At 74.3% G+C, this 21,513-nt stretch carries 20 protein-coding genes; 7 read left to right on the forward strand and 13 right to left on the reverse strand.

Annotated features, from left to right (window positions below):
* On the forward strand, positions 1-804 hold the full coding sequence (locus tag ACYX4T_RS20430) for a SirB1 family protein (RefSeq protein ID WP_476011107.1): 804 nt from the start codon (positions 1-3) through the stop codon (positions 802-804).
* 138 nt (positions 805-942) lie between these two features.
* Complete coding sequence (locus ACYX4T_RS20435; RefSeq protein ID WP_476011108.1) at positions 943-1,479, forward strand: PadR family transcriptional regulator; 537 nt, start codon at positions 943-945, stop codon at positions 1,477-1,479.
* On the opposite strand, the gene ACYX4T_RS20440 is transcribed toward ACYX4T_RS20435, so the two are convergent.
* Genes ACYX4T_RS20440 through macS form a run of 3 tightly spaced genes read right to left on the reverse strand, consistent with a single transcriptional unit; the run spans position 1,480 to position 4,062 of the window.
* Positions 1,480-2,166, reverse strand: coding sequence for a VC0807 family protein (locus tag ACYX4T_RS20440; RefSeq protein ID WP_476011109.1), 687 nt, complete (start codon positions 2,164-2,166; stop codon positions 1,480-1,482).
* A gap of 46 nt (positions 2,167-2,212) precedes the next feature.
* Positions 2,213-2,839: a response regulator gene (locus ACYX4T_RS20445; RefSeq protein WP_476015322.1), complete on the reverse strand. Its 627-nt coding sequence runs from the start codon at positions 2,837-2,839 to the stop codon at positions 2,213-2,215.
* An 11-nt stretch (positions 2,840-2,850) separates the two neighbouring features.
* Positions 2,851-4,062, reverse strand: coding sequence for a MacS family sensor histidine kinase (macS, locus tag ACYX4T_RS20450; RefSeq protein WP_476011110.1), 1,212 nt, complete (start codon positions 4,060-4,062; stop codon positions 2,851-2,853).
* 260 nt (positions 4,063-4,322) lie between these two features.
* On the opposite strand from macS, the gene ACYX4T_RS20455 reads away from it, so the two are divergent.
* The gene (locus tag ACYX4T_RS20455; protein ID WP_476011111.1) at positions 4,323-5,483 is read left to right on the forward strand and encodes a hypothetical protein; all 1,161 of its coding nucleotides are present in this window, start codon (positions 4,323-4,325) and stop codon (positions 5,481-5,483) included.
* Here ACYX4T_RS20455 and ACYX4T_RS20460 read toward each other — a convergent pair.
* Together ACYX4T_RS20460 and ACYX4T_RS20465 are read right to left on the reverse strand one after the other, a co-directional pair.
* Positions 5,480-6,001 (reverse strand): hemerythrin domain-containing protein, encoded by a 522-nt coding sequence (locus ACYX4T_RS20460; protein WP_476011112.1) that lies wholly within the window; start codon positions 5,999-6,001, stop codon positions 5,480-5,482. The genes ACYX4T_RS20455 and ACYX4T_RS20460 overlap by 4 nt on opposite strands.
* 72 nt (positions 6,002-6,073) lie before the next feature.
* Complete coding sequence (locus tag ACYX4T_RS20465; protein ID WP_476011113.1) at positions 6,074-7,105, reverse strand: hypothetical protein; 1,032 nt, start codon at positions 7,103-7,105, stop codon at positions 6,074-6,076.
* Positions 7,106-7,264: 159 nt separating this feature from the next.
* On the opposite strand from ACYX4T_RS20465, the gene ACYX4T_RS20470 reads away from it, so the two are divergent.
* Entirely contained in the window at positions 7,265-7,582 is a 318-nt protein-coding gene (locus ACYX4T_RS20470; RefSeq protein WP_133827011.1) for an adhesin, read from the forward strand.
* Positions 7,583-7,624: 42 nt separating this feature from the next.
* Here the strand turns inward: ACYX4T_RS20470 and ACYX4T_RS20475 are convergent, their stop codons facing one another.
* Entirely contained in the window at positions 7,625-8,608 is a 984-nt protein-coding gene (locus tag ACYX4T_RS20475) for a DUF6925 family protein (protein ID WP_476011114.1), read from the reverse strand.
* Between the two features lies 1 nt (position 8,609).
* Entirely contained in the window at positions 8,610-11,192 is a 2,583-nt protein-coding gene (gene valS / locus ACYX4T_RS20480; protein ID WP_476011115.1) for a valine--tRNA ligase, read from the reverse strand.
* 83 nt (positions 11,193-11,275) lie between these two features.
* Between valS and ACYX4T_RS20485 the strand changes: the two genes are divergently transcribed.
* The 3 genes from ACYX4T_RS20485 (at position 11,276) to ACYX4T_RS20495 (ending at position 14,189) form a co-directional block, all read left to right on the forward strand.
* Positions 11,276-12,262, forward strand: coding sequence for an NADP-dependent oxidoreductase (locus ACYX4T_RS20485; RefSeq protein WP_476011116.1), 987 nt, complete (start codon positions 11,276-11,278; stop codon positions 12,260-12,262).
* A 386-nt stretch (positions 12,263-12,648) separates the two neighbouring features.
* Positions 12,649-13,140, forward strand: coding sequence for a hypothetical protein (locus ACYX4T_RS20490; protein WP_476011117.1), 492 nt, complete (start codon positions 12,649-12,651; stop codon positions 13,138-13,140).
* A gap of 80 nt (positions 13,141-13,220) precedes the next feature.
* Positions 13,221-14,189: a hypothetical protein gene (locus ACYX4T_RS20495; protein WP_476011118.1), complete on the forward strand. Its 969-nt coding sequence runs from the start codon at positions 13,221-13,223 to the stop codon at positions 14,187-14,189.
* 1 nt (position 14,190) lies between these two features.
* Here the strand turns inward: ACYX4T_RS20495 and ACYX4T_RS20500 are convergent, their stop codons facing one another.
* The 6 genes from ACYX4T_RS20500 to ACYX4T_RS20525 are packed head-to-tail and all read right to left on the reverse strand — an operon-like array spanning position 14,191 to position 21,443.
* A complete protein-coding gene (locus ACYX4T_RS20500) occupies positions 14,191-14,946 on the reverse strand; it encodes a maleylpyruvate isomerase family mycothiol-dependent enzyme (RefSeq protein ID WP_476011119.1) in 756 nt (251 codons plus the stop codon).
* A 46-nt stretch (positions 14,947-14,992) separates the two neighbouring features.
* On the reverse strand, positions 14,993-15,322 hold the full coding sequence (locus tag ACYX4T_RS20505; RefSeq protein WP_476011120.1) for a Rieske (2Fe-2S) protein: 330 nt from the start codon (positions 15,320-15,322) through the stop codon (positions 14,993-14,995).
* The gene (gene nirB / locus ACYX4T_RS20510; protein ID WP_476011121.1) at positions 15,319-17,853 is read right to left on the reverse strand and encodes a nitrite reductase large subunit NirB; all 2,535 of its coding nucleotides are present in this window, start codon (positions 17,851-17,853) and stop codon (positions 15,319-15,321) included. The genes ACYX4T_RS20505 and nirB overlap by 4 nt, the downstream gene beginning before the upstream one ends.
* Complete coding sequence (locus ACYX4T_RS20515) at positions 17,853-18,200, reverse strand: molybdopterin oxidoreductase (RefSeq protein WP_476011122.1); 348 nt, start codon at positions 18,198-18,200, stop codon at positions 17,853-17,855. Before ACYX4T_RS20515 ends, nirB begins: the two co-directional genes overlap by 1 nt.
* Complete coding sequence (locus ACYX4T_RS20520) at positions 18,197-20,341, reverse strand: molybdopterin oxidoreductase family protein (RefSeq protein ID WP_476011123.1); 2,145 nt, start codon at positions 20,339-20,341, stop codon at positions 18,197-18,199. Before ACYX4T_RS20520 ends, ACYX4T_RS20515 begins: the two co-directional genes overlap by 4 nt.
* A gap of 46 nt (positions 20,342-20,387) precedes the next feature.
* Complete coding sequence (locus tag ACYX4T_RS20525; RefSeq protein WP_476011124.1) at positions 20,388-21,443, reverse strand: LLM class flavin-dependent oxidoreductase; 1,056 nt, start codon at positions 21,441-21,443, stop codon at positions 20,388-20,390.
* Positions 21,444-21,513: the final 70 nt, after the last annotated feature.

Consider the following 21,513-nt stretch of genomic DNA (forward strand, 5'->3'; position numbering starts at 1 on the left):
ATGGACGACGACGGAGCTCGCCGTGCGGCCGTCGACGACGCCGTGGCCCGCTTCCTGACCCTGGTCCAGGGCGGCGAGCCGGACCTCCTCGAGGCGGTCCTCGAGATCGCCCGCGCCGCCGACCCCGCCGCGGACGTCGACGGGGCGCGCGCCGAGCTCGACCGTCTGGCCGCCGGGGTCACCGACCTCGACGGCCTCGTGCGCCGCCTCTACGTCGAGGAGGGCTTCCACGGGAACCGGGACGACTACTATGACCCGGGGAACTCCTCGCTGACCGAGGTCCTCGCCCGGCGCACCGGCATCCCGATCACGCTCGCGGTGCTGTGCCTCGAGGTGGGCCGGCGCGCCGGGATCGCGCTCGAGCCGGTGGGGATGCCCGGGCACTTCCTCGTGCACCCCGTCGCGTCCCTGCAGCACCTCGACCCGTTCACCGGCGAGATGCTCGATCGCGAGCAGTGCATCCGCCGCTTCCGGGAGTCGACGGGGCTCGGGCCCGAGGTGCCGTTCGACGACACGGTGCTCGAACCGATCGGCACCGAGGCCGTGCTCGTCCGCATGCTGACGAACCTGCGCGGCATCCACCGCGCCCGCGGCGACCTCGCCGAGCTCGGCTGGGTGCTGCGCATGCGCCTGGGGCTGCCGGGGGTCAGCGCGGTCGAGGTGGCCGAGCTCGCGGAGGTCCGGGGCCGGCGCGCCGCGTTCCGCGAGGCCGCCGACCTGCTCGAGGAGTGGGCCGAGGCCCTGCCCCGCGACGCCGAGCCCCTGCGCCGCCACGCCCGTCGCTGGCGCGCACACCTGAACTGACCGGCCCCATGTGAGCACTTTCCACCGCTATAGGCGTGGAAAGTGCTCACATGGAGCCGGGCGAGGGCGGACGGCCTCGGCGGGCGACCCGTGACCTGTCAGCATGGACATGTCCGGATGGACTGATAGCGTTCGCCCATGTCGCTGCGCCACGCCCTCCTGGGTCTGCTCGCCCAGGGGCCGGCCAGCGGCTACGACCTCACCAGGGCCTTCGACGGCAGCATCGGACGCTATGCCTGGCACGCCGGGCACAGCCGCATCTACCCCGAGCTCGCGAAGATGACCGAGGCCGGGCAGGTCGTCGTCGAGGCGACGGGCCCGCGCGGGCGCAAGACCTACGCGCTCACCGACGACGGCCGCCTCGAGCTGCGGCGCTGGATGCTGCACTGGCCCGAGCAGACCACCGTGCGCGACGAGACGGTGCTGCGCATGTTCCTCGTCCAGTCGCTCGAGCCCGACGACGCCCGCCGACTGCTCGAGGGCATCGCCGCGCACTGCGCGGACCAGATCGAGGAGCTACGGCCCCTCATGGAAGCCGAGGACGCCGAGCACCCGCCCGGAGCGGAGGTGCCCTTCGGTCGGCTCGCCGGCGAGTACGGGCTGCGCCAGTACGAGGCCGTGCACGGCTGGGCGCTGTGGAGCCTGGAGCGGCTCGGGGCCGCGGTGCCCGGCTGATCAGCCGGCTGCGGTCGACTCCTGCTCCTGCTCCTGCGCCTCGGCCCAGGCGCGGGCCTTCGGTCCGGCCTGCGCGCCGTACCAGCCGTTCCAGACCGACAGCCCGACGATGGTGACGACGAGCATCGCCGTCGACAGCCCGACCATGACATCGAGCGGCAGCAGGTAGATCAGCGGGACGCGCACGACCGCCAGCAGCAGCAGGCCGACGCCCCACACGACGGCCGAGACCCGGAAGGTGCGGCGCACGGGCGGCAGCGTCCGGTAGTACTCGGCCATCACGCGGGCCTTGCGCGGCTGGCTGCTCTGGAACGCCGAGAGCGTGAGCGGCGTGCCGCCCAGGAGGCTCGCGAGGAAGACCACGCCGACCAGCCCGGTGGTGAACGAGTCGGTGACCAGCAGGAACCGCGGGTCGCCGTCGACGAACGCCAGCGCGAGCCCGACGCCGAACACCGTCAGCATCAGCGCGGCGAACCACGTGACCCGCCGCGTGCGCACCGCCACCCACACCAGCCGCACCCCCGCGAGGAGCGAGGCGACGAGCAGCGCCACCCAGTCGGTCGCGCCCGCCACGCGTAGCGCGTAGTAGGCGACGAGCGGCACCCCGACGTCGAAGAACAGGCCGGAGAACTGCGCCAGGACCGAGTAGCCCGACTCGTCGTCGGCCTCGTTCTTCCCGTGCTCCACGGGAGCAGCCTCCACCTGTCCAGCACGACATGTCAATCACGACATGTCACTCGTCGGCGTCCAGACCGCGCTCGATGGCGTACCTCGTCAGCTCGACGCGGTTGGTGAGCTGGAGCTTGCGCAGGGAGTTCTGGACGTGGTTCTCCACCGTGCGGTGGGAGAGCGTCAGGCGGGTCGCGATCGCCCGCGCGGTCAGGCCCTTGGCGACGAGGCGGAGCACCTCGGTCTCGCGGGGGGTGAGCTGCGGGGCGTCGGGGGCCTCGGTCTCGCGACGCCGGTACTCGCCGAGCACGAGGCCCGCCAGGCCGGGCGAGAAGACGGCCTGGCCGGCGGCGGTGCGGGTGATCGCGTCGACCAGCTCGTCCATGCCGGCGGACTTGACCAGGTAGCCCGACGCGCCGGCGCGCACGGCGTCGATGACGTCGCCGTGCTCGGTGCTGGCCGAGAGCACGAGCACGCGGGTGTCGGGCAGCGCCGTCCGGATCCGCTCCGTCGCCTGCGCCCCGGACAGCTCGGGCAGCTGGAGGTCCATCAGCACGACGTCGGGGCGCACGGCCGTCGCGATCCGCACCGCGGCGGCGCCGTCGGGGGCGGTGGCGACGACGTCGACCTCCCGCTCGGCGAGGTCGCGGGCGACGCCCTCGCGCCAGATCGGGTGGTCGTCGACGACCATGACCCGCACCGTCACGGCTTCCTCCTGCTCCCCGCCGGCGACCGTGGCACGACGACCTCCCACTCGGTGCCCTCGCCGGGCCCGGTGTGCAGCGTGATGGTGCCGCCCAGGGCGTCCACGCGTGCCCGCATCGACCCGGCCACGCCGAGGTGCCCCTCGGCGGCGGCCTCGTCCAGCCGTCCCTCGAGGATGCCGACGCCGTCGTCGCGCAGGCTCACCGTGACCGCCGCCGGATCGTCCTCCACGAGCACCCACAGCCCGGCGTCGGGACCGGCGTGGGCGGCGGCGTTGCCCGCGCCCTCCCGCACCACCGCGGCGAGCTCGTCGACGACCGTCGCGGGCAGGAGCACCGGCTCCGCGGGCACGGCGAGCGACGCGTGGGCGGGCAGGACCCCGGCGAGCCGGGAGGACAGGTCGACCGTGCCGTCGGGACCCGGCGTCGGCGCCGACGTGATCAGCCGGCGCAGCGCGACCTCCTGCTCGCCGGCGAGGCGGGCGAGCTCGAGACCGGGGGCGGCACTGCTCGTGCGCGCCAGCTCGTCCCCCCGCCGGCGCACGAGCGCGAGGACCTGCAGCACGCCGTCGTGGATGTCGCGGGCGAGGCGCTCGCGCTCGGCGGTGGCGGCCTCGCGGGCCGCGGCCGCACGCAGCTGCTCGACCGAGCGGCGCATGGTGTCGGCGGCCAGCCCGACCGCGAGCCCGGCGATGAGGAGGAGCTGGGCGTCGAAGAGCAGGTCGCCGTCGAGGGCGCGGCGCACGCCGAACAGCACCCCGACCGTGACCACCGCGCCCGCGAGCCCACCCCGCCACCCCAGTGCGATCGCCATCGCCAGCACCGGGCCCGCCGACCACACCGTCGTGATCACCGATCCGCCCTGCGCGAGGCGCTCCGGGGTGTCGACGAGCAGCGTCGACGCGGTGGCCAGGGCCGTGACCACGAGGTCCGCGACCGCCGTGCCCGCGTCGCCGCGGCGCAGGTAGCGGACCGACGACACCGCGGTCCACGTGACCATCACGACGACCACGGCCACCCCGAGGGCGGGGCGCGCCCACTCGCCGCCGAAGCGCGCGACGTTGACCAGCGCCGCGACCAGCGTCACCACCCGGTACACCACGAGGCCGCGCCACAGCGGGACCAGCTGGGGGTGCGCCCGCGCGCGCGGCGAGACGTCGGCGCTCGTCACGACACCTCCCCCGGCGTGGGCGGCGAGCGTAGCGGTCACGGGCGACACCCTCGTCCCGCCCGGGCGCGGGCGGATGGGGGAAACCACTCAGCGGCGAGCGACGACGGGCGTCCCATCTGCTCAGCCCTCGTTCCCCGGACGGGAGCCGGCGGTCACTGGCCAATCGGCGAACGGCCTACCGCGAGGTATCGATCGTGGAAGAAGATCCCGGAAGGGCTAACGCCGCGCCACGTTGCGCCGAACAGACGAGCATCAGCACGCCTGCTCGGACCACGTCGGGCGTCACCGGAGGGGGACTCATGGATCGTTGGACGATGGTCGTCGAGGCGGTGCCCGGTGCCCTGCGGGCGATCCGGGTCGACGACGAGGACCACCACCCGCTCGAGGTCGACCTCGTCGACGGCGACGCCGAGACGCTCGGCGACTCGCTGGCCGCGGCGGTCGCGAGCGAGGACGGCCCGCCCGACCACCTCGTCCTGGTCGTGCCCGGCGACCTCGACCAGCATCGCTTCACCACCCTCACCGAGGCCGTCGAGCTCGCCGGCCTCCCCGACCCGTCGTGGCTGCCGGAAGCCGTCTCGTTCGCGGGCGCCCGCCTCGTCACCCTGGCGTCCGGGACGCCGGTGGTGGTCGTCGACGCCCGCGGCGACGAGCCCGTCGTCTGGCGGGTGCGCACCGCGGACGACGGCGTGGAGATCGGGTCCGGCGGCGCGCGCGAGCTCGGCGCCCGGCTCGACGCGCTGCTCACCGGGGTCGTGCACGCGAAGCTCGCCGTCGTGGCACCCGAGATCGCCGAGGCGCTGCGCCGGCGGACCGACCCCGGTGGACGCCGCGACGCCGCCCACCTCGGGCGGGAGCTGCGCGAGGCCCGCCGGCTGATGTGCTCCACCGACGGCGAGGAGCTCGTCGTCACCGCCGGCGAGGCCGAGGTCTACCTCGACCGCCAGGAGTTCACCGACCTCCTCGAGCACGCGCTCCGCGACACCGCCGACAGGGCCGACACCGCCGACACCGCCCGGGGCGCCCACCCGTCGTTGACGGTGGTGGTCGCGGACGAGCACACCTCGGTCGTCGACCACCTCGCCGGCACCTGGCGCGCCACCGTCGTCGCCGCGGCGGAGGGCGCGAGCTCGCTCGACGGCGCGGCGGCGCTGGTCCTGCCGCGCCCGCACCTCGTCGAGGACCCGGCCCCGACCGACGACCTCCCGCTCCTCGCCCGCACCATGCGCGCGTCGCACGGCACGGCCATCGTGGCGGTGCCGCGGCCCATGCCCGTGCCGAGCGGCCCGCCGGGCTGGGCCGTGCCCGCCCTGACGGGCCTGCTCGCACTGGCCCTGGTGGGCGCCGCCGCGGTGCTCGTGACCGACGCCGGCGCCCCGCCCGCCGCCGACGCGGGCGCCTCCGTGCCGGCCGGCCCGGTGCAGCCGGTGGGGTTCGACCTCCCGGGTGCGGGTCGCTAGGCCTGGACCGAGGAGGTCACGGCCTCGACGTACTGCTCGGGGTCCTTCTCCTCGAACGACAGCCCGCGGCCCTCGGCGTGCTCGACCTTGAACTGCTCGAACTTCGCCCCGAGCTCCTGGCGGAAGGCGAGCGAGGTGCCCTTGCGGAAGGGTGCGAGGTCGTCGCGCTCCTCCTCGGCCATGTGGTGGTTGTTCGCCTGGTCGGTCTCGTCGATGGCGTCCCACCACTCCTGGCTGCCGACGGTGGCGTTCCGCGCCTTCTCGGCGCCCTCGCGGATCTCGTCGTGGTCGCCCACGGCGTCCTCGGTGGCGGAGGCGTCCTCGTCGTCGACGCGGCGCGCCATCGACGGGTAGAAGTGCTGCTCCTCGGCCGACGCGTGGATCTCCAGCTGGATCGCCAGCGAGTTCCACACCTTCTCGGCCTCCTCGGGCTCCTCCCGGAGGTCGGCGAGCTTGAGGAACTGGCGCCGGAACCAGTCGTGGTCGTCGAGGATCATCTCGGTGATGTCGGCGGACATGAGGACCTTCCGTTCGCGTGGTGGCCTGCCGGTCGTACCCCGAGCCCGTCCGGAGCAACCGGTAGGCCAGCCTCACCTCGCGTGCACGGACCCCGCGGCGTCGACGAACCACACCTCGGCGCGCGCGCCCGCCAGCGACGCCGCCCGCTGCTCGGTGAGGCTGCGGTAGCGGCGGGTGTCGGGCAGGGCGATGACGATCCGCGCCCGCGGGTGTGCCCGGCGTCGCTCCACCGCGGCGTGCTCGGCGGCGGAGAACCAGTCGCCGGCGATGGTCGTCGGGTGCGTCCGCGCCCCGTCGGCCGGCCAGCCGGTGACCTCGACGTGCACGTCGTCGCCGTCCAGCGACGCGACGAGGTCCCGGGCCGGGCCGGTGTCGCCCACCGACGCCCAGCGCAGCGTCGCCCCCCGCCGCACGAGCCACCCGGCGACCAGCGCCTGCACGTTGACCACCCGCGACCACGCCTGCAGCGCGTCGTAGGGCGGGGGCTCGTAGGTGGGAGAGGTCGCGGGCGGCTGGTCGACCTCGTGCTCGCCTGCGACCGACTGCTCCTCGACCTGCTCCTGGACCTGCTCCTGGACCTGCTCCTGGACCTGCTCCTGGACCTGCTCCTGGACCTGCTCCTGGACCTGCTCCCGGACCGGCTCGTCCACCGTGGTCGAGGCTTCGGGGGAGGCGGCCTCCGGCATCGCCGGCTCGGCCGCCGCCCGCGACCGACGGGTCCTCCGCGTGGCCGACCGCCCCGGGTCGGTCGCCGGCGCCGCATCGGCTCCCGGAGCAACGGGTGCAGGGACGAGGGGACCGGGGCTCGCGTCCGGCTCGGGCGCGGCCGGCGCGTCGGTTCCCGGAACGTCCGACGGTGGAGCGACGACCGACGCGACGGCCCGGGTCGCCGTGGTGCCGCGCGTGCTCCCCGCCGCCCGCCGACCCCTGCGACGCTTCGGCGCCGGCAGGCGGTTGAGGATCGGCCGGGTCCCGACGCGCTCGAGCACGCCCTCGGCGGCCAGGCGCCGGCAGAGCTGGTTGACGGTCTGGGCGCGAACGCCGTCGCCGAGCTCGCGCGCCAGCGCGGCGTCGGAGAGCCCGTCCGGTGACGCGCTGAGCATTCGGAGGACAGCGGCGCGCCGTTCGGAGGGATCGGGGCTCACCGGGAGGGCCATCCTGTCGTTCCCCTCCGTGTTCGACGCGTGGAGCTGGGGATCCGTCGCGTGACGGCACGCGCATCCACGTGCGTGACCTATCCGTGACCCGTATGGTAACGAGGCATGCTGGCACTGACGGAGACGGCGGCCGAGGCCATCTCGTCCATCCTCGAGTCCAACGAGATGCCCGAGGGGTCGGGTCTGCGCATCGCGGCCACCCCGAACATGGCGGAGGAGGGCCTCGAGCTCTCGGTCGCCCCGACGCCCGCCGCGGACGACACCGTCCTCGAGGGCGGGGGCGCCGTCATCTTCCTCGAGCCCCAGGCCGCGTCGGCCCTGGACGACAAGGTGCTCGACGTCGAGCGGGTGCCCGACGCCGAGCGCGGCGAGGGCGACGAGTTCCGCTTCGCCATCACGCCGCAGTCCGAGCTCCAGGACTGAGCCCGCGACCGGTCGGGGCCTCCGGGGCCCTCCCGGTGCGCCTCATCCCTGCGCCGGGTCGTGGGTGAGCGGCTGACCGTCGCCCTCGACCCGTTCCCGCGGGAGCACCCGACGCCACCCCGCCAGGTGGGGATGGTCGGGCTCCAGCTCCTCGCACTGCCGCAGCGCCAGCTCCACCGTCGCCCGGTGCGCGCGATCACGCGCCCACGCCGGCGGTGCCGTCGACGTCGCCAGCGCCTCGACCACCGCCGCCTTCGCCGCGACGGCCTCCGGGTCGCCGTACCGGGCGAGCACCTCCTGCGCGCGCCGGTGCCGGTCGGGCCGCGCCGGGATCGGGTGGCCGTCGACCGCGCGCGTCGGGTGCGGGAGGTGGAGCGTCGCGCCGGGCACGTGACCGTAGGGGATCGGGTCGGTCGCGGCGTGCGTCCGCCCGCTCGCGAGCAGCCGCGGCAGCAGGTGGGTGTGCGGGCCCTCGGGGCTCGTCCCGTCCGGCGGCGGGATCGGGGTGAACACCTCCACCCGCGCGACGCCCGTGCGGAACACCCGGTGCGGGCCGGCCTCGACCAGCGCCCCCGCCACCGCGCCCGCCTCGCTCAGTGGGCGGCCCTCGACGGACCTCAGGGCCGCCAGCAATGCCGCCTCGCTCGTGCGCACGCAGGCCTCGAGGTGCGGCGCGCCGACGCCGAGGTCGACCAGCACGGCGTCGCGGTCCTCGTCGCGCAGCGCGTCGACGTCGGGACCGAGCTCCGTGACCACCGAGCGCCCGCCCGCGGGCAGGACCAGGCACAGCGCGACGGCCTGGCTCCAGCTCCCGCCCGCGCGCCGCTCCCACGCGACGGGCCGGACGTCCGCGGTCAGCCGGACGTCGACACCGCCCCGCGGGGTGACGACGGTGGCGCGACCCGGGGCGTGCGTGACCTCGGCCGGCTCGTCGGGGTCGCGCAGGAACTCGGCGAGGGCACCGAAGGTCCCCACGCTCCAGCCGGCGTCGGGGTCGTCGACCCACTCCAGGAGGTCGGCGGTCACGTCAGGCCGTCGGGCCGCCGACCGTGGTGACGAGCTCGCCGTCCGACGACACGACGAGCTCGACGTCGCGCACCCGCCCGGCCGCCCGGACGTCCGCGAGGGCCTCCCGCAGCGCCTCGAGCGCGGCCGGCGCGGCCTGGACCGACAGGCTCTCGACCTCGGTGCGGATCGACAGCTTCTGCTCGGACTTGGCCCGCCGGATGCCGCCGATGACGTCGGAGGCGATGGTCAGGACCTGCGGGTCGACCTCGGCCGACGTGGCGATCTCGTGGATGTCGGGCCACGGCGCGCGGTGCACCGAGCCCTCCTGCCACCACGACCAGACCTCCTCGGCGACGAAGGGCAGCACCGGCGCGAACAGCCGCTGCAGCACCCGCAGCGCCGCCGCGAGCGTGGCGCGTGCCGAGTCACGACCCGCCTCGTCGAACTCGCCGTAGGCGCGGGACTTGACCAGCTCGAGGTAGTCGTCGCAGAAGAACCAGAAGAACTGCTCGGTGACCTCGAGGGCCACGGCGTAGTCGTAGTCCTCCAGCGCCGCGGTCGCCCTCTCGACGACCTCGGTGAGGCGGGCGAGCAGCGCACGGTCCAGGGGCGTCGACACCGCGGACAGGTCGGGCTCGCCCGCGTCCACACCGACGCCGAGGATGAACTTCGAGGCGTTGAGCAGCTTCATCGCGAGCCGCCGGCCGACCTTCATCTGGCCGCGGTCGAAGGCCGTGTCCACGCCGGGGCGCCCGCCGGCGGCCCAGTAGCGCACCGCGTCCGACCCGAACTCCTCGAGCAGGCCCATCGGGGTGACGACGTTGCCCTTGGACTTCGACATCTTCTTGCGGTCCGGGTCGAGGATCCACCCGGACAGCGCGGCGTGCGCCCACGGCAGGCTGTCGTGCTCGAGGTGGCTGCGCAGCACCGTCGCGAACAGCCAGGTGCGGATGATGTCGTGGCCCTGCGGGCGCAGGTCCATGGGGAACACGCGCGCGAACAGGTCGTCGTCGACGCTCCACAGCCCCGCGATCTGCGGGGTCAGCGACGACGTCGCCCAGGTGTCGAGGACGTCGGGGTCACCGGTGAAGCCGCCGGGGACGTCGCGCTGCTCGGCGGTGTAGCCGGGCGGGACGTCGGTGGTCGGGTCGATCGGCAGCGCGGCGTCGTGCGGCGTCAGCGGCTTGTCCCCGACGACCTCGCCCTCGCCGTCGAGCGGGTACCAGACGGGCACCGGGACGCCGAAGAAGCGCTGGCGGCTGACCAGCCAGTCGCCGTTGAGGCCGCGCACCCAGTCCTCGTAGCGGTGGCGCATGTACTCCGGGTGCCACCGCAGCTCCCGGCCGCGGGCGAGCATCTCGTCGCGCACCCCTGCATGATCTCCGGAGGCCTCGCGACCGCCGTTGCGGATGTACCACTGGCGGCTGGAGACGATCTCGAGCGGCTTGTCGCCCTTCTCGTAGAACTTCACCGGGCGGGTCACCGGGCGGACGTCGCCGACCAGCTCGCCGGTCTCGGTGAGCATCGCGACGATCCGCTCCTTGGCGGTGTGCACCGTCGCGCCCGCGACCTCGGCGTAGCGCTCGCGGCCCTGCTCCGAGGTGATCCAGTCGGGCGTCTCGCGCAGCAGGCGGCCGTCGCGGTTGATCACCGTGCGGTTGGGCAGGTCGAGCTCGCGCCACCACTGCACGTCGGTGAGGTCGCCGAACGTGCAGCACATCGCGATGCCCGCGCCGCGCTCCATCTCGGCGGCCGGGTGCGCGAGCACCGGGACCTCGACGTCGAACAGCGGCGAGCGCACCGTCGTGCCGAACAGCGGCCGGTAGCGCTCGTCGTCGGGGTGCGCGACGAGCGCGACGCACGCCGGGATCAGCTCCGGACGCGTGGTCTCGATGAAGATGTCCTCGTCGGACCCGTGGTAGGCGATCCGGTGCCACGCGCCGGTGTGCTCACGGTCCTCGAGCTCGGCCTGCGCGACGGCCGTACGGAACGTGACGTCCCACAGCGTCGGGGCCATCGAGACGTAGGCCTGCCCGCGCTCGACGTTGCGCAGGAACGCGCGCTGGCTGATCGCGCGGGCCCGGGCGTCGATGGTCTGGTAGCCGTGCGACCAGTCGACCGACAGGCCGTTGCGACGCCACAGCGCCTCGAACGCCTTCTCGTCCTCGGCGGTCAGCGTCTCGCAGAGCTCGACGAAGTTCTGCCGCGACACCGGGATCTGCTGCTTGCCGGGCTTGTCGGGCGGAGTGAAGTCCGGGTCGTAGGGCAGGCTCGGCTCGCAGCGCACGCCGTAGAAGTTCTGCACGCGGCGCTCGGTGGGCAGGCCGTTGTCGTCCCAGCCCATCGGGTAGAAGACCTTCTTGCCCCGCATGCGCTGGAAGCGGGCGACGATGTCGGTGTGGGTGTAGCTGAACACGTGCCCGACGTGCAGCGACCCCGACACCGTCGGCGGCGGGGTGTCGACCGAGAACACCTGCTCGCGCGTCGCGGACCGGTCGAACGCGTAGGTGCCCTCGTCGGACCATACGCGCGCCCACCGGTCCTCGAGGCCGTCGAGGGTCGGCTTCTCGGGCACGCGCGTGCCGGGGTCGGACTGCACCATGACGGCCAGTTTACCGAGGGGTCCCCAGCCACTTCCGGCCTGCTCAGGGTGTGCGTCCCGGGGTCGCCGGGCACGTCTCGACCATGACGGCAGCCGCGACCACCCCGAGCACCCCGGCCACCATGCGACGGATCACCCAGGACGCCCCCGGCGGGCCGGAGGTCCTGCGCGTCGAGGAGGCGCCGGTCCCCGAGCCGATCCCCACCGAGATCCGGGTGCGGGTGACGGCGGCGGGCGTGAACCCGGTCGACACGAAGGTGCGTGCGGGCGGCGCCGGGCTCGGCGCGGGAGGCGGGGACATGACCGCGCCGCCGTTCACCGTCGGCTGGGACGTCGCCGGCGTGGTCGACGCCGTGGGCATGGGCGTCACGCGCTTCGCCGTCGGCGACCGCGTGTTCGGCATGCCCTGGTTCCCGCGCCAGGCCGGCGGCTACGGCGAGTACGTCACCGCCCCGTCGCGCCACTTCGCGCACATCCCCGACGGCGTCGACGACGTCACCGCCGCGGCCACCCCGCTCGCCGCGCTCACCGCCTGGCAGATCCTCGTCGACACCGCCGACGTGCAGCGCGACCAGCGGGTGCTCATCCACGCCGCGGGCGGGGGTGTCGGGCACTTCGCGGTGCAGATCGCGAAGGCGCGCGGCGCGCACGTCGTCGGCACCGCCTCGGCCGGCAAGCACGCCGACCTCGTCGCCCTCGGCCTCGACGAGGCGATCGACCACCACACCGAGGAGGTCGCCGAGGCCACCCGCGACATCGACGTCGCGGTCGACCTCACCGAGGTCAACGGGCCGTCCTCGCTGGCCGTCCTGCGCCGCGGCGGGCTCGTGGTGTGCGTGCCGTCCGGCGTCCCCGAGGGGCTGGCCGAGCAGGCGGAGGCCGAGGGCAAGCGGGTCACCGACTTCCTCGTCGAGCCCGACGGCGTCGCGCTGACGGGTATCGCGCGGCTGATCGTCGAGGACGCGCTGACGGTCCGGATCGCGGGCACCTTCCCGCTCGAGGAGGCCGCCGCCGCCCACCGCGAGCTCGAGAAGGGATCCACGTTCGGCAAGCTCGTGCTCACGCTGTGAAAGCGACGCACATTCGCGGCAACAGTTCTCGGGAAATCGTGGACAGGATCGTCCACGCCCTCTAATGTCCACCTCGACACGGAGAGGAGGTGGAGACGATGTTGACGACGGGAACCGCCTATTGGGCGAGTCGCATCGTCGCCACCGGCCCCCTGTCGATCGCGGACTGCTGAGCGCCCTGCTCCGCACTCCGACGCGTCGGTCACGCTGACGTCGTCGCTGATCAGGTCCCGTGGCGGCCGTCGGCTGGTGCCCGTCGGGACCAGTCGACGGCGCGGGGCGGGCGTGTGTCCAGCGCTCCTTCTTCGGCCGTTCTGCGCCGTTCTTTCCGTTCTGCTGCGCCATTTCCGGCGCTCGATCCCTGCGCGTCCGAGAGGGGGCACGTCATGAGTTGGAACTTCCGGAAGATGTCCTTTCCGATGCTGCCCTCGATCCGGAGCAGCGCCGAGCGTGGCCGCCACGAGGCCATCGCGCACGCGTTCGAGGTCGACCTGCGCCGCGAGTTCCGTGGCGCGTGCGAGTACCTCGGGGTGCGGAAGAAGACCCACGTCCCGGCCGGGGTCACGATCACGTGCCCGCGGATCGGCTTCGTGCAGATGGGTCCGCCGACGGTGTTCTCGGTCGAGCTGATGGCGGGCATGGTCCCGGCGGACCTGGTGCCGCCGGCCCGGCGGGTGGCGCAGGCCATCGGCGGTCGCGGCGTGCGGTTCGAGCCGTTCGCCGGACGCTGGCTGCGGGTGGTGGTGCTGGACGACCCGGACCCGCCTGCGGACCACGACGATCCCCATCGTCCCGGTCCGCGGCGGGTCCGGCGTCGGCCGGTCGTCGTGCCGTGTCCCGAGCCGGCACCGTTCACTCGTTCCGGTGAGGGGCGCTAACGGATCGCGCACCCCGACGACATGTGCGGCAGGTCCGCCGAACGGCGGCCGCCACACATCTCGTCGGGGGATCGCGCACCATGACCACTGTCCAGCCGCCTCGTCACCGCGCTGCCGCGGGAACCCGCGAGCCGCACCCGTCGGGGCCGGTGGTCCTGCGCCCGATCGGCACCGAGGACGCCTCGGTCGAGCCGCCCACCGTGCCGATCTCCCGTGCCGCGCTGCACGTCGCCGCCGGGATGCGGGGCGCCCCGGCGCCGGGTCCCGTGGCGGCTCCGCCGATGTCGCCCGCCATGCCCCGGCCGGCCGGACACGCCGCGCCGGTCGCCGCCCCGGTCGCCCCGCGCAACGGCCTGGGCATCGCCGGCCTGGTGCTCGGCCTGTGCGGCCTGGTCGTCGGCCTGATCCCGCTGTTCGGGATGGGCGCGATCCTCCTGGGCGTCGTCGGCCTCGTGCTCGGCCTGGTCGGCGTGGCCCGCGCCCGCCGCGGCGCCGCGAGCAACACCGGCACCGCCGTCACCGGGGTCGTCGCCTGCGTGCTGGCGGTGGCGCTGGGCATCTGGGGCCTGGCCATCGTCGCCAACGCCTTCACCCAGCTCGACCGGGACCTCTCCGCGATCGGTGCGACCACCCCCGCGGCGAGCGCGCCGGCCGCCCCCGCCGCCTCCACGGCCGTGGGCTTCGGCCAGACCTTCACCTACGCCGACGGCCTCGCCGTCACCGTGAGCGAGCCGACCTCGTACGACCCCTCGAGCTACGCGGCCGGCAACACCAACCCCTACGCCTACAGCGTCACGGTCCGCATCACCAACAACACCGGCGCCGCGTTCGACCCGGTGCTGCTCCAGGCCGCGATGTCGACCGGCGGCGCCCCCGCCTCCCAGATCTTCGACGCCGAGACGGGCATGCCGCCGCAGAACCAGCTGCAGCCCGGTCGCAGCATGACCTACGAGGTGGCCTTCTCCACCACGACGAACAGCGGCGAGGCGCAGGTCGACGTCACGCCCTCCTTCGACCACGAGCCCGCGGTCTTCACCGGCACCCTGTAGATCAGACCCCACCCTGCTCGCGCCACAGCGTCAGCAGGTCCGCCGCCCCGAGGACGTCGACACCGACGTCCTCGGGGCGTTCCCGGCTGGTGAGCACGGTGAGCAGGGCCCGGGCCGGACCGCGCACCGCGGTGTCGCTCCTGCGGTGCGCGTGCTCGACGACCGGTCCGCCGAGGGCCAGCGTGACCACCCACTCCCCGTCGGTGTCCGTCGCGTGCAGGTGCAGCGTCGCGCCGTCGGCGTGCAGGTCGGGGCGGCGCTTCGCGCTCAGGGCGACCATGGCCAGGTGCTCGTCGACCGCGTCGGCGGCGATCTCCGGGTCGACGCCGGCGAGCGGGTCCCGGCCCGCCGCGATCTCGGCGTCGGCGCGGTGCACGAGCGTCTCGTGGCACTGGCGGCGCGCCCAGAACGACACCGGCACCATCCCGCCGAAGCCGCCGACCAGGGTGTCCTCGCCGGCCGCGCGGATCGCCCGGGTCAGGGTCGCGGCGCCCTCGAGGAGCCAGGCGGACACCTCGTCGTCCGACGCCGGCATGGGCGGCTCGGTCGGCCCCCGGCGCACGAGCTTCTCGCCGGGACGCGAGACGGTGCCGGCGCACCAGCGGTGGACGGCGCCGAGGTGCTCGGCGAGGTCGCGGGCCGACCACTCCGGGCACGTCGGCACGCGCGCCTCCTGGCCCGCGGTGTGCACGGCGTCGGCGAACGCCGTGGTGTGCAGGACGACCTCGTCGAGGAGGCGCTCCGTGCTCGGCGGCATGGGACTCCATGTGAGCGGAATTCACGGCTGGGGCCGGGAAATTCACTCACGGACGGAGCCGGACCACCAGCTCGCCGTCCTCCTCGGTCGCCGCGTAGGCCGTGACGTCGGCGGCGCCGGTGGCGCAGGTCCCGTCGGCCAGCGAGAACTGGTGGTTGTGCAGCGGGCACATCACCACCTCGCCGTCGACGAGGCCGTCGGCCAGCGGGCCCCCACGGTGCGGGCAGATCGCCCGCAGCGTGTGCAGCCCGCCCGAGCGCGGCCGGAACACCGCGACGGGCTCGTCGCCGACGAGGAACGCCCGCCCCTCGCCGACGGGGATCTGGTCGACGGGGCCGAGGCGCGCCTCGACGGCCGGCTGTGCGTCGGTGCTCATCGGCTCGAGCCCTCCCGGACGGGGACCTGCGGCAGCGGGACCAGCGGTAGGGCGTCGTGGAACTGCCCCGGCGTCGCCTCGGTCCGGTCGGCGGCCCACGGGTCGACGTAGCGGTCGATCGAGGCCTGCATCCGCGCGTCGAGCTCGGCGGCGATGCCCTCGGTGTCGTCGACGACCACCGCGATGAGGTGGTCGAGCCCCATCCGCGGCACGAAGTCGTACGTGCGCTCGAGCCAGTTCGCGTTCTCGCGGTAGTACTGCAGGAACCGGCCGGTGATCGTCATGGCCTCCTCGTGGGAGTCCACGGTCGCCAGGACGTCCCCCTGGCGGATCGTCGCGCCCGCCGCGCCCCCGACGTAGATCTGCCATCTCCCGCCCTCGACGGCCACGAGACCGACGTCCTTGACCATCGACTCCGCGCAGTTGCGCGGGCACCCGGACACGGCGAGCTTCATCTTCGCCGGGCCCTCGATGCCCTTGTAGCGCTCCTCGAGGTCGATGCCGAGGCGCGTCGAGTCGCCGAGACCGAAGCGGCAGAAGTCGGTGCCCACGCAGGTCTTCACGGTGCGGAAGCTCTTGCCGTAGGCCCAGCCCGACGGCATGTCGAGGTCCGCCCACACCTGCGGCAGCTTCTCCTTGGGCACCCCGAGCAGGTCGATGCGCTGCCCACCGGTCAGCTTGATCATCGGGATGTCGTGCTTCTCGGCGACGTCGGCGATGCGCCGCAGCTGGGCGGCGTCGGTGACCCCGCCCGACATCCGTGGCACCACCGAGAAGGTGCCGTCGCGCTGGATGTTGGCGTGCACCCGGTCGTTGATGAACCGCCCGTCGCGCTCGTCGACGACGTCGTCGGGCCACATCATCCGCAGCAGCGCGGTCAGCCCCATCTTCGAGCCGACGTGCTCCCTGCCCTCGGGCGCGAGCGCCGCGAACACCGACGAGACGCTCTTGAGCTCCCGCGTGCGGATCTCGTGCATGAGCGTCGGTTTGTCCAGCGGGATGCCCGGCACGTAGTACGAGTCCGCCGGGTCCTCGACGCCGGCGCCGCCCAGCGCGGCCTCGACAACCTCGCGGACCAGGCCCTTGCACGACCCGCAGCCCTTGCCCGCGCGCGTCTGCGCCATGCACGCCGACACCGACTCGGCGCCGTGCTCCACGCACGCCACGAGGTCGCCCTTGGAGACGCCGTTGCAGTTGCAGATCTGGGTGTCGTCGGGCAGGTCGGCCGCCGCGGCGGCCTCGCCGGCCGCCCCGAGGTCGAACAGCAGCTTGACGCGCTCCTCAGGGAGCGCCGAGCGGCTGTCGAAGGCCTGGGTCAGCGCCGCGACCTTGCTGACGTCCCCGACCAGCGTCGCGCCGATCAGCGTCCCGTTCCGGATGACGACGGTCTGGTAGACGCCGCGCCCGGTCTCGGAGAACTGCACGAACTCGTCGGAGCTGCGCTCGGGGGTCTTGACGCCCATCTGCGCGACGTCCACGCCCGCGACCTTGAGCTTCGTCGCCAGCCGCGACCCGTGGTACTCGGCGTCGGGGTCCGCGCCCGTGACCACGTCGGCGAGCACCGCGGCCTGCTCCCACAGCGGGCCGACGACGCCGTAGACCTCGCCGCGGTGCTGGGCGCACTCGCCGACCACGAAGATCGCGTCGTCGTCGACCGAGCGCATCTTGTCGTCGACGACGATCGCGCGCTGCGTCTCGAGTCCCGACACCATCGCGAGCCCGATGTTCGGCCGGATGCCGGCGGTGACCACGACCATGTCGCACGCCAGGTCCGAGCCGTCGGTGAAGCGGACGCCGGAGACACTGCCGTCCGCTGTCAGGATCTCGTTCGTCCTCACCCCGAGGTGCAGGTGCATGCCCATCTGCTCGAGCTTGCTGCGCAGCACCTTCGACGCCTCGGCCTCGAGCTGCTGGTTCATCAGCACCTCGGTGGGGTGCACGACGTGCACCGCGACCCCGTGCGCCTGCAGCCCGGCCGCGGCCTCGAGACCGAGCAGCCCGCCGCCGATGACCACGGCCGTCCGGTGGCTGTCCCCGATGGTCGAGCTCCGCTGCGCTGCGTCTCCCGCGACGTGGGCGAGCATCGCCTGCGCGTCGTCCAGCGACCGGAACCCGAACACGCCCCGGGTCAGCGCGGTGTCCGACGCCCACATGCCCTCCACAGGCGGGAAGAACGAGCGGCTGCCGGTGGCCAGCACGAGCACGTCGTAGGGCGTCACCGACCCGTCGTCGCCGAGCACCACCTTCGCGTGCCGGTCGATGCGCACGATCCGGACGCCGGCGTGCAGCGTGATCCCGTTGTCGGCGTACCAGTCGAGCGGGTTGAGGTAGAGGTCGTCGGCGTCGTCGTTGTCGACCGCGTCGCCGGCGGCGTTCGCGAGGACCTCGGAGAGCAGGATGCGGTTGTAGTTGCCGTAGGGCTCGTCGCCGAAGACGGTGACGGCGAACTGCTCACCGCCCCCGCGGGCGAGGATCTCCTCCAGCGCGCGGGCGCCGGACATGCCGTTGCCGACGACCACCAGGCGGCGCATCAGACCTCCACCAGTCCGCAGTCGACGACGAGCGTGCCGCTGGTGCCGCTCGGGGCCGCGGAGTGCACCTCGACCGTCGTCCCGGCGAGCAGGTCCTCGACCACCCGCAGCGACACGTGCATGTCCGCCTTCGCGCCGACCGGCAGCCACCGCGCCGGGGCGCCGTCGAAGACGAGCACGACCGTCGCGAGCTCGTCGGAGGAGTTGCCCGCGCGCACGTACAGCACCTGGCCGGTCACGCCCTCGGGCACGGTGTAGGTCAGCGTCGGGTGCAGCAGGGCCGGCTTGTCCAGCCCCTGCCCCTCGAACGCGAACGCGCCCTGCAGGAACCTCGGGGTCGTCATCATGCGGTGGCGTCCTCTCCTGTGGTGGGTGCCGCCTCGAGGGCGACCGCGCAGACCTTGAACTCGGGCATGCGTGAGGCCGGGTCCAGCGCGGGGTTCGTGAGGTCGTTGATCGTCTGCTCGCCCGCCCAGTGGAACGGCGCGAAGACCGTGTCCGGCCGGATCGTCGGGGTCAGGCGCGCGCGCATCCGGGCGCTCCCACGGCGCGTGCGCAGGACGAGGTCGCCGCCCTCGGCGACGCCGAGCCGGGCGGCGAGGTCGGGGTGGATCTCGGCGGACGGCTCGGGCTCGGCCTCGCGCAGCGCCTTGGTCCGGCGGGTCTGCGTGCCCGACTGGTAGTGCGCGCGGCTGCGGCCCGTGGTCAGGCGGTAGGGGTACGCGTCGTCGGGGGTCTCGGCGGCGTCGCGGTGGTGCACGACGTGGAAGCGGGCCCGGCCGTCCGGGGTCGGGAACCCGCTCTGGAACAGCCGCGGCGTGCCCGCCTCGTCCTCGCCGCGGCACGGCCAGAACACGCCGCGCTCGGCCTCGATGCGCTCCCACGTGATGCCCGCGTAGTCGGCCTTCCCGCCCGCGCTGGCGCGGCGGAGCTCGTCGAACACGGTGCGGGGGTCGTCGTCGAACCGGTCGCCCCGCCCGAGGCGCCGGGCCAGGTCGGCGAGCACGGCGAGGTCGCTGCGCACGCCCTCGGGGGCGTCGGTGGCGCGCCGGCGGCGCAGCACGCGGCCCTCGAGGTTGGTCATGGTGCCGTCCTCCTCGGCCCACTGCGTGGTGGGCAGGACGACGTCGGCGAGAGCGGCGGTCTCGGAGAGGAAGAGGTCGGAGACGGCGAGGAAGTCGAGGCTCCGCAGCCGCTCGCGCACGTGGGCGGCGCGCGGGGCGGACACGGCGACGTTCGAGGCCATGACCAGCAGGGCGCGCACGCCGCCGTCGGTGCCGAGGCGGTCGAGCATCTCGTAGGCCGACACGCCGGGCTGCGGCAGCTCGTCGGGGTCGACGCCCCAGACGTCCGCGACATGGGCGCGGGCGGCGGGGTCGGCGAGCATCCGGTAGCCGGGGAGCTGGTCGGCCTTCAACCCGTGCTCGCGGCCGCCCTGCCCGTTGCCCTGGCCGGTCATCGTCGCCCAGCCGCTGGACGGGCGCCCGGGCAGGCCGAGGGCCAGCGCGAGGTTGATCCACGCCAGCGCGGTGTCCGAGCCCTTGGCGTGCTGCTCGGCGCCCCGCCCCGAGAGGATCATCGTCGCCCGGGACTCCGCGAGCAGCCGGACCGCGCGCTCCATCACCGCGACCGGGACGCCGGTGATGCGCTCGACGCGGTCGGGCCAGTACTGGCGCACCGCGCGCCGGACCGCGGGCCAGCCGGTGGTGCGCTCGGCGACGTACGCGGTGTCGACGAGGCGGTGCTTCACCGCGAGGTGCAGGAGCCCGTTGGCGAGCGCGAGGTCGGTGCCGGGGACGGGCTGGAGGTGCACGTCGGCCGCCGCCGCGGTGGCGGTGTAGCGGGGGTCGACGACGAGGTGGGTCGCCCCGCGCTCGCGGCCGGCGGCGAACCACCGCATCGCGGGCGGCATGACGTCGGCCGGGTTGGAGCCGACGAGCAGCACGGTGTCGGCGCGGGCGATGTCGGCGAGCGGGAAGGGCATCCCGCGGTCGACACCGAAGGCCTTCGTCGCGGCCGCCGCGGCCGACGACATGCAGAAGCGGCCGTTGTAGTCGATCGACGCGCTCCGCAGCGCGACGCGGACGAACTTGCCGGCCTGGTAGGCCTTCTCGTTGGTCATCCCGCCGCCACCGAACAGGCCCGCGGCGTCCGGGCCGTAGCGCTCCCGGGCGACGGTCAGCCCGTCGGCGATGCGCCCGACGGCCTCGTCCCAGCTCGCGGCGCGGAACGGCTCGTCGCGAGCGTCGCGGACCAGCGGCGTCGTGAGCCGGTCAGGGTGGGAGAGCAGCTCCGCGGCCGACAGGCCCTTCTCGCAGAGCCCGCCGCGGTTGGTCGGGAACGGCGCGCCGGTCACCTCGAGCACCGGCCCCGCGGCGTGCACGCGGGGGGTCAGCGTCATCGCGCACTGCAGCGAGCAGTACGGGCAGTGCGTGCTGACGCCCTGCTCGGGCGCCGATCCGGAGATCGGCAGGTGGGGCCCGGCCATGGCTCCCACGCTGCGTGGGGACCGTTTCCGGGCTGTTACACGAGCGCTACACCTGGGCGAGGGAGGGCGCGGCGCCCGTCACTCCCGGGGCCTCCAGCCCGAACTCCCGGGCGATCAGGTCGTACGAGCGGCGCCGCTCGGCGGCGTCGTGGATCGGGGTGACGATCATGATCTCGTCGGCGTCGGCCTCGCGGGCCCGGCGCTCGAGGTCGTCGCGCACCTCGGCGGGCGTCCCGGCGGTCATCTTCGGCGCCATCGCCTGCTCGACCTGGAGCTCGACGGGGCTCCAGTCGTGCGCGAGCGCCTCCTCCGGGCTGGGCAGCGGGCCCGGGTTGCCGGTGCGCAGGCGGGCCATCGACAGGGCGTGGGCGCGGCCCATGGCGCGGGCGCGCTCGGGGTCCTCGCTGCACATGACGGCCGCGGCGAGGATGACGTGCGGGCCGTGCGCGCCGGCGGCCTCGCTCGGGCGGAACTGCTGGCGGTAGATGCGCGTGGCCTCGGCCGGGTCGGCGCCGCCGAAGTGCCCGGCGTAGGCGAAGCCCGTGCCGAACGCGGCCGCGGCCTGCCCGCCGTAGTAGCTCGACGCGAGGATCCAGACCGGCGGGAGCGGGATGTCGTCGGGCACGGCGACGATGCCGGCGAACGGGTGCTCGGCGGGGAAACCGTCGACGTAGCCGCGCAGCTCGGAGAACTGCTCGGGGAAGTCGTCCGCGGTCAGGGCCTCGCGGCTGCGGCGCAGCGCGATCGCGGTGCGCGGGTCGGTGCCGGGGGCGCGCCCGAGGCCGAGGTCGATGCGGTCGGGGTGGAGCCCGCCCAGGGCGCGGAAGGTCTCGGCGACCTTGAGCGGCGAGTGGTTCGGCAGCATGATCCCGCCGGAGCCGACGCGCAGCGTGGTGGTCGCTCCGGCGGCGGCCCCGATGAGGATCTCGGGGCTGGAGCTCGCGACGCTCGGGATGCCGTGGTGCTCGGCGAGCCACATGCGCCGGTAGCCGGCGCGCTCGACGGTGCGGGCGAGCTCGACGGTCTCGTGCAGGGCCGCCGAGGTGGGCGTGCCGGAGGGGACCGGGGACAGGTCCAGGACCGAGAGCTCGAGATCGCGCATGTCGGGTGCAACGTCCTCGCGCGGGACGTGTGTTCCGGCCCGTGTCCTGATCCGGGACGTCCTGCGCAGC

The sequence above is a fragment of the Actinomycetospora sp. ABD4_176 genome, from assembly GCF_056311855.1.

Excerpts from the sequence above, each read along its gene's own strand:
- ACYX4T_RS20430 (WP_476011107.1), top strand. The coding sequence starts at position 1 with ATGGACGACGACGGAGCTCGCCGTGCGGCCGTCGACGACGCCGTGGCC.
- ACYX4T_RS20435 (WP_476011108.1), top strand. The coding sequence starts at position 943 with ATGTCGCTGCGCCACGCCCTCCTGGGTCTGCTCGCCCAGGGGCCGGCC.
- ACYX4T_RS20445 (WP_476015322.1), bottom strand. The coding sequence starts at position 2,839 with ATGGTCGTCGACGACCACCCGATCTGGCGCGAGGGCGTCGCCCGCGAC.
- ACYX4T_RS20455 (WP_476011111.1), top strand. The coding sequence starts at position 4,323 with ATGGATCGTTGGACGATGGTCGTCGAGGCGGTGCCCGGTGCCCTGCGG.
- ACYX4T_RS20460 (WP_476011112.1), bottom strand. The coding sequence starts at position 6,001 with ATGTCCGCCGACATCACCGAGATGATCCTCGACGACCACGACTGGTTC.
- ACYX4T_RS20465 (WP_476011113.1), bottom strand. The coding sequence starts at position 7,105 with ATGCTCAGCGCGTCACCGGACGGGCTCTCCGACGCCGCGCTGGCGCGC.
- ACYX4T_RS20470 (WP_133827011.1), top strand. The coding sequence starts at position 7,265 with ATGCTGGCACTGACGGAGACGGCGGCCGAGGCCATCTCGTCCATCCTC.
- valS (WP_476011115.1), bottom strand. The coding sequence starts at position 11,192 with ATGGTGCAGTCCGACCCCGGCACGCGCGTGCCCGAGAAGCCGACCCTC.
- ACYX4T_RS20485 (WP_476011116.1), top strand. The coding sequence starts at position 11,276 with ATGACGGCAGCCGCGACCACCCCGAGCACCCCGGCCACCATGCGACGG.
- ACYX4T_RS20490 (WP_476011117.1), top strand. The coding sequence starts at position 12,649 with ATGAGTTGGAACTTCCGGAAGATGTCCTTTCCGATGCTGCCCTCGATC.
- ACYX4T_RS20495 (WP_476011118.1), top strand. The coding sequence starts at position 13,221 with ATGACCACTGTCCAGCCGCCTCGTCACCGCGCTGCCGCGGGAACCCGC.
- ACYX4T_RS20500 (WP_476011119.1), bottom strand. The coding sequence starts at position 14,946 with ATGCCGCCGAGCACGGAGCGCCTCCTCGACGAGGTCGTCCTGCACACC.
- ACYX4T_RS20505 (WP_476011120.1), bottom strand. The coding sequence starts at position 15,322 with ATGAGCACCGACGCACAGCCGGCCGTCGAGGCGCGCCTCGGCCCCGTC.
- nirB (WP_476011121.1), bottom strand. The coding sequence starts at position 17,853 with ATGCGCCGCCTGGTGGTCGTCGGCAACGGCATGTCCGGCGCCCGCGCG.
- ACYX4T_RS20515 (WP_476011122.1), bottom strand. The coding sequence starts at position 18,200 with ATGATGACGACCCCGAGGTTCCTGCAGGGCGCGTTCGCGTTCGAGGGG.
- ACYX4T_RS20520 (WP_476011123.1), bottom strand. The coding sequence starts at position 20,341 with ATGGCCGGGCCCCACCTGCCGATCTCCGGATCGGCGCCCGAGCAGGGC.
- ACYX4T_RS20525 (WP_476011124.1), bottom strand. The coding sequence starts at position 21,443 with ATGCGCGATCTCGAGCTCTCGGTCCTGGACCTGTCCCCGGTCCCCTCC.